This is a genomic window from Halobacillus sp. BAB-2008, assembly GCF_000328325.1.
Taxonomy (GTDB): domain Bacteria; phylum Bacillota; class Bacilli; order Bacillales; family Halobacillaceae; genus Halobacillus.
The window spans coordinates 1-6,677 of record NZ_ANPF01000033.1 but is presented as its reverse complement, the minus strand read 5'-3'; the positions used below and the strand labels follow the sequence as shown (position 1 = coordinate 6,677).

Sequence of the window (6,677 nt, the reverse complement as noted above, 5' to 3'; positions counted from 1 at the left end):
GCTTTCCGCGGGCGGCCGGCGAGCCTCCTCAGAGCTCCGCTCTTCCGGGGTCTCTCCTGTCTCGCTTTTCCCGCAGGAGTCTCCGCCCTGCCCTCCAATCATCAGCTGGTGAGGGTGGAATATGAAAAAAACCGAACGTCTCCCGGCTTTTTGAGCTGGATGCGTTCGGTTTTTTTGTGTGCGTGTTTCACGTGAAACTGGGTCAGTCGATCGGGTGTACCGTCGCTTTTCTATTGGAGAAAACGTGCACACTATCGTAGCCGACCGACTTCGCGAGGTCGATTGCTTCCCCGTATCGGTACCCGATATGGTCCGGTTTATGAGCGTCCGAACAAAGGACGATCCCGACGCCGTGATCCTTACAAATCTGCAGCAGCACAGGGTCCGGATACATGATGCCGACCGGCTTCCGGAGACCGGCCGTGCTGATCTCGATGCATGTGTTGGTCGACGCCAGCGCTTTGGCTGCGCGTTCATACTGTTCTTTCAGAAACGCCTCATCATCCGGTCGATAGCCGAATACTTTGATGACATCGATATGGCCGACGAAATCGAACAGGCCGGATTCTGCCAGAGTGACGACCCGGTCGAAATACTGACGGTACACTTCTTTCAAATCACGCTTTTCGTACTCGTCCCGGAAAATGGCGAGATCGATTCCCCAATCATCGATCCAGTGAACGGATCCGATCACATAGTCGAAGGGATGGGCGTCGATGAAGTCTTTCATCTCTTTTTCTTTTCCCGGCATATAGTCCATCTCTATTCCCATTTTAATAGGAAGCCCGGCTTCCTCTGCCGCATCGAACATCTTCTGGTACGTATCGAATTCAAGGGTTCTGCGATTCTCCACCCACGGGTTCGAGAGGATCGCACTCGTTTCCTGGAAGAAATAAGCGTGCTCGGATATGCCGAGTTCTTCAATGCCTTCTTCTTTCGCTTTTTGTATGTAGGTTCTGAGGTAGTCGATATCTAAGTTGCCAGTTTCTGCCATATGAACATGATAGTCGGTACGCATGATCGTCCTCCTCTATTAATTTCATTTATCATACCAGACTGTGTTCATATGACCAAGTCCTGGAACGGATGGATGAGACGAGAAACAGGTACCCTTTGTATGTTAAAATAGGGAGGTTACTAAAAGCCCGTAGAAATAGAGGTGCTTCAAAAGAAATGAATAAATCACGAAGATTAACGGAAGGGGCTTTGATGGCCGGTATCTACTTGATATTGCTGCTGCTTTCTTTGTATATGCCGATTATTGGTCCTTTCATGATATTTGTCCTGCCCGTACCGTTCGCTTATTACGCGCATCGGCATGGGTGGAAACCCGGAGCCTGGTGTTCCTGGTGGCTTTGATCTTTTCCTTGCTGTTTGCGACAGTGATATCGCCGGTCACGCTGCTTGCCGGCATCGGCGGCCTGTTCCTTGGTGGTGCCATGCATAAGAAGCGCGGATCCTATGAGACGCTGGCCATCGGTTCGGTCGGCTTCATCATCGGAATCGTTCTATTGTTCCTTGCTACTCAGTTTGTGTTCGACGTCAACTGGATCGATGACTTCAACAACAATCTGGAAGAAGGAGTCACTTCCGCAGAGAACCTTCTCTCCGGTGTGATGGACGAGGAGCAGGTCGAGCAGCAGATTGCCGCCATGCGGGAGCAGATCGCGTTTCTCCCTGACATCATGCCTAGTATTCTCGCTATGACAGGAATCGTCCTTGCGTTCCTGAATCAGTGGATTACGTACAAGGTGATCAACCGGGTGGAGAAGAAGTCGTACCGCTTCGTCTCTTTCAAGAACTTCCGGCTGCCGTCTGCTGTATTATGGTACTACTTGATTGCATTGATTTTGAATCTGATTGTCGGAGACGGAGGCGGGCTGCTTTATTTAGCCGCCATCAACATCTTCACGTTGACAGGGACGCTGATCGTCATCCAAGGCTTTTCTTTCGTATTTTTCTATGCCGGTGTGAAGAAATGGTCCAAGGCAATTCCGGTGGTGCTCATCGTTTTCACCTTGCTTCTTCCACAATTGATGCTGTATCTTGTAAGAATCTTAGGTATAATTGATTTAGGATTTCCATTGCGGGAACGCTTGGGAGAAACGAAGGATAAATAGCTCGGAGCAGATGGTGGGAGCTGAATGCAATGCCGAATTTCTTTAAAAAACCAACGATGAGCGGACACTTATGGATCATTTATTTGATCTCTCTTGTGCTGCTTGGATTCATTTGGTATTACCAGTGGACATTGGGACTGATGATGACGCTGTTTTTAGCTGCGTCCATCTTTTACAGTGTCCGTACGGAACAGAATATGATCAGCGAAACAGAGGAATATATTTCGACGCTTTCCTACCGGGTCAAGAAGGTGGGGGAAGAGGCGTTACTCGAGATGCCGATCGGGATCATCCTCTTCAGTGAGAATTTCACGATTGAATGGGCGAATCCCTACATGAACAGGTTCACAGAGGAGGACTCGATCGTCGGTCAGTCTCTTAAGAAGCTGTCCGATCAAATCATCCCTGCCGTCAAGGAAGATGAGGATGAAGTGTGGCTTACGATCGGCAACTATAAGTTCCAGACGGTCATCAAGCGTGAGGAACGGCTGCTTTACTTGTTCGACAGGACGCGGCAGACCGAAATCCATAATCGCTATGAGAACGAACAGACGGTGCTGTCCGTCATCTTCCTGGATAACTATGAAGAGATCACTCAAGGGATGGACGATACAGCGAAGAGTCATATCAACTCCCAGGTGACGTCGATATTGAATAAATGGGCCGGCGATTACGGCATTTATTTGAAACGGACGTCTCAGGAGCGCTTCATGGCAGTCTTGAACCAGGAGATTCTGGCAACGCTTGAAAAGGCGAAGTTCGAAATTCTGGATGATGTCCGTGAGCTGATTACCGATCAGAACGTCCCGTTGACGCTCAGCTTCGGTATCGGTGTCGGACCGGTCAGCCTGCCGGAGCTTGGCGAACTGGCTCAGTCCAGTCTCGACCTTGCACTGGGGCGCGGCGGAGATCAGGTGGCGATCAAGGATGACTCCGGGAAAGTCCGCTTCTACGGCGGTAAAACGAATCCGATGGAGAAACGGACCCGTGTCCGGGCCCGCGTTATCTCCCATGCGATGAAGGAGCTCGTCCAGGAGAGTGAAAAGGTGCTCATCATGGGGCACAAGTCTCCGGATATGGATTCGGTCGGGGCATCGATCGGGATTCTGAAGATCGCTCAGGCGAATGATAAAGAAGCAGCGATTGTTCTTGATCCCGACGATATCGATACAGGTGTCCAACGGATGATTGAAGAGATCGAGAAGGATGAGGACTTGTGGCGTTACTTCCTGTCACCTCAGGATGCGCTTGAAATGGTGACGAACGATACGCTGCTTGTCATTGTCGATACGCACAAGCCGTCGATGGTCATCGAAGAGAAATTGTTATCGAAGACCGAACATGTCGTCGTCATCGATCACCACCGCCGGGCCGAAGAGTTCATCTCCGATCCGACGCTCGTGTACATGGAACCGTACGCATCTTCGACTGCAGAACTTGTGACGGAATTGCTGGAATACCAGCCGAAGAAGCTGAAACTGTCGATGCTTGAATCGACGGCGCTGCTGTCAGGAATCATCGTCGATACGAAGAGCTTCACGCTGAGAACCGGCTCGCGCACGTTCGACGCGGCGTCCTACCTTCGTTCTAAAGGAGCGGACACCGTCCTCGTGCAGAAGTTCATGAAGGAAGATCTTGATATTTATATACGGAGAAGCAAGCTGATCGAGCAGGCGAGCGTATATAGGGATGGAATTGCCATCTCGACCGGGGACAAAGGCGAATCCTATGGACCGGTCATCATCGCACAGGCCGCCGATACGCTGCTTACGATGAGCGGAATCGTCGCATCCTTCGTCATTTCCGAACGTAAAGACGGACGAATCGGCATCAGCGCCCGTTCGCTTGGGGACATCAACGTCCAGGTCATCATGGAGAAGATGAACGGCGGAGGGCATTTGACGAATGCGGCGACCCAATTGGAAGACACAACGATTGAAGATGCGAAAGCATTGTTGCAAGATATAATTGATGAGTATTTTGAAGGGGGAGACTTTGAATGAAAGTAATTTTTAAAGCCGATGTTAAGGGGAAAGGCAAGAAGGGCGAAATCAAGGATGTAAACGACGGTTACGCCCGCAACTATCTGCTTAAAAATAACTTGGCCGTTGAAGCGACGAAAGGAAACCTCCAGGCGCAGAAAGCAAAGGATGCGAAGCAGGAGCAGCGTGCGCAGGAAGAAGTGGAGGAAGCAAAGCAGTTGAAAGAGACGCTTTCCGGTATGGAAGTGAAGCTGACAGCGAAATCCGGAGACGGCGGCCGCTTGTTCGGTTCCATCACAAGCAAGCAGATTGCGGAACAGCTGAAGAAAGACCATGATATTAAAATCGACAAACGTAAAATCGAGCTGGATGACCCGATCCGGACGCTCGGATATACGAACGTACCTGTGAAGCTTCATCCGGAAGTGACAGGCACGATCCGTGTCCATGTAGAGGAGAAGTAAGCGGTTTGTCATCAAGCGCCCACTCCGGCTGTAGCCGTGGGCGCTTCTCTTTTCCCTGATCTTCCCGGACGTCGGTAAGCAACCTTGGAAGAGTACGGCAGCGGACGTTTTCGTTTTAGAGTCAGAGGAGGAAAAATTAGTGAGTGAAATGTGGAATGATCGTACCCCGCCCCACAATATTGAAGCGGAGCAGGCGGTTTTGGGTGCGATCTTTTTAGAGCCTGAAGCGATGTCGACAGCAGCGGAGTCTCTGCTCCCGGAAGATTTCTACCGGGCCAGCCATCAGCGTATATATGAAGCGATGCTCTTTCTGTCCGATCGGGGAGAGCCGATCGACCTCGTCACCGTGACGACGGCGCTTACGAACAATAAAGTGTTGGAAGAGGTAGGGGGAGTTTCCTATCTGACAGATATTGCGAATTCCGTACCGACCGCTGCCAACATCGCCTACTACACGAAGATTGTCGGTGAGAAAGCAACGCTTCGGAACTTGATCCGGACGGCGACGAATATCGTAACGACTGGATATTCCGAAGAAGAAAACCTGGATGATGTCCTGAATTCGGCGGAGAAGGATATCCTGGAAGTTTCCCAGCGGAAGGATTCCAGCGCCTTCAAGAACATTAAGGATGTTTTGATCGACGTTTATGACAACATCGAACAGCTCCACCATAATGACGGGAATACGACCGGAATTCCGACCGGCTACAGGGACCTCGATCAGATTACTTCCGGCTTCCAGCGGAACGATCTGATTATTATCGCCGCCCGTCCTTCCATGGGTAAGACCGCCTTTGCTTTGAACATCGCGCAGAACGTAGCGGTCCATACGGATGAGAACGTCGCGATCTTCAGTTTGGAGATGGGTGCCGATCAGCTCGTGTCCCGTATGCTCTGTGCAGAAGGAAACATTGATGCCCAGCGACTCCGGACCGGTACGCTGGAAACAGAAGACTGGAACAAGCTGACGATGGCGATGGGGAGTCTGTCGAACGCAGGGATCTTCATTGATGATACGCCGGGTGTGCGTGTCAGTGAAATCCGCTCGAAGTGCCGTCGTCTGAAGCAGGAACACGGACTTGGTATGATTCTGATCGACTACCTGCAGTTGATCCAGGGAAGCGTCAATTCGAAAGAGAACCGTCAGCAGGAGGTATCGGAAATCTCCCGTTCCCTGAAGGGGCTCGCCCGTGAATTGAACGTGCCGCTGATCGCTCTTTCCCAGCTGTCCCGTGGGGTGGAGTCGAGACAGGATAAGCGCCCGATGATGTCCGACCTTCGGGAATCCGGATCGATCGAGCAGGATGCCGATATCGTCGGCTTCCTTTACCGTGACGACTATTACGACAAAGAGTCGGAAAGTCAGAACATCATTGAAATCATTATCGCGAAACAGCGTAACGGACCGGTCGGTAACGTAGAACTTGCCTTCGTCAAGGAGTACAACAAGTTCGTCGACCTCGACCACCGCTACAGCAATGCTGACATTCCGCCGGCATAGAAAAAGCAGACGCCTCCTTGATGGATGCGTCTGCTTTCTTATATTTTCATCACGACCCATCACGCCTCCCGGGGAGTTACGCTGGGTAAGTGGATGAAACATCAGGATAACCAGTGGGCGATGGCGTGTGCGACGCCGTGCTCCTCATTGGTCTTCGTTGTGAAATCTCCCGTTTCTATAATGAGGTCCTTCGCGTTCCCCATAGCGGCACAGTGACCGGCCATTTTCATCATCGATAAGTCATTCGGACTGTCGCCGACCGCCGCTGTCTTTTCCATAGATAAGCCGAGATGGGAGGCAAGCTTTTGTAAGGCGAGCCCTTTCGATGCATCCTTGTGCTCCAGTTCGAAGTTATGATCGGCCGAACTGACAAGGGTCATGGTCGGTTTTCCCCGGTAGCGTTCTTTCCCGAGGCTGCGTTTGGCATCGTCGAAAGAGAAGGCGAGGATGTTGTAGACCGGAGCATCCGAAGCGACAATGTCCCGGTGGTCTTTGATGAAGCGGAAGCCGTTCTGACCGAATTGTTTCTCTATGGCATGCTCGAGTTCACCGATGTGCACGTCCGGATTTGCGCTTTTGATCCGGTCGATTTCGACTTGCAGCAGGCTTC

The 6,677-nt window shown here is 51.3% G+C and carries 7 protein-coding genes; 5 read left to right on the top strand and 2 right to left on the bottom strand.

The annotated features are described in order from the left end of the window. Positions 1–202: 202 nt before the first annotated feature. Positions 203–1,018, bottom strand: coding sequence for a histidinol-phosphatase HisJ family protein (locus tag D479_RS08760; RefSeq protein ID WP_008635918.1), 816 nt, complete (start codon positions 1,016–1,018; stop codon positions 203–205). Positions 1,019–1,173: 155 nt separating this feature from the next. Here D479_RS08760 and D479_RS21060 point away from each other — a divergent pair, with 155 nt between their 5' ends. The 5 genes from D479_RS21060 to dnaB all read left to right on the top strand — a co-directional run bounded on the left by D479_RS21060 (position 1,174) and on the right by dnaB (position 6,067). Beyond that, positions 1,174–1,359: a DUF2232 domain-containing protein gene (locus tag D479_RS21060; protein WP_008635916.1), complete on the top strand. Its 186-nt coding sequence runs from the start codon at positions 1,174–1,176 to the stop codon at positions 1,357–1,359. Next, positions 1,350–2,120 carry a DUF2232 domain-containing protein gene (locus D479_RS08755; protein WP_241210920.1) on the top strand — a complete coding sequence of 257 codons (771 nt, stop codon included), beginning with the start codon at positions 1,350–1,352 and terminating at the stop codon, positions 2,118–2,120. The genes D479_RS21060 and D479_RS08755 overlap by 10 nt, the downstream gene beginning before the upstream one ends. Positions 2,121–2,149: 29 nt before the next feature. Next, positions 2,150–4,123 carry a DHH family phosphoesterase gene (locus D479_RS08750; protein WP_008635914.1) on the top strand — a complete coding sequence of 658 codons (1,974 nt, stop codon included), beginning with the start codon at positions 2,150–2,152 and terminating at the stop codon, positions 4,121–4,123. Then, on the top strand, positions 4,120–4,566 hold the full coding sequence (gene rplI / locus D479_RS08745) for a 50S ribosomal protein L9 (protein ID WP_008635913.1): 447 nt from the start codon (positions 4,120–4,122) through the stop codon (positions 4,564–4,566). The genes D479_RS08750 and rplI overlap by 4 nt, the downstream gene beginning before the upstream one ends. A 139-nt stretch (positions 4,567–4,705) precedes the next feature. Next, complete coding sequence (gene dnaB, locus D479_RS08740) at positions 4,706–6,067, top strand: replicative DNA helicase (RefSeq protein WP_008635912.1); 1,362 nt, start codon at positions 4,706–4,708, stop codon at positions 6,065–6,067. A gap of 101 nt (positions 6,068–6,168) precedes the next feature. On the opposite strand, the gene D479_RS08735 is transcribed toward dnaB, so the two are convergent. Next, a partial coding sequence (locus tag D479_RS08735; RefSeq protein ID WP_008635910.1) for an HAD-IIB family hydrolase occupies positions 6,169–6,677 on the bottom strand: 509 nt, incomplete at its 5' end.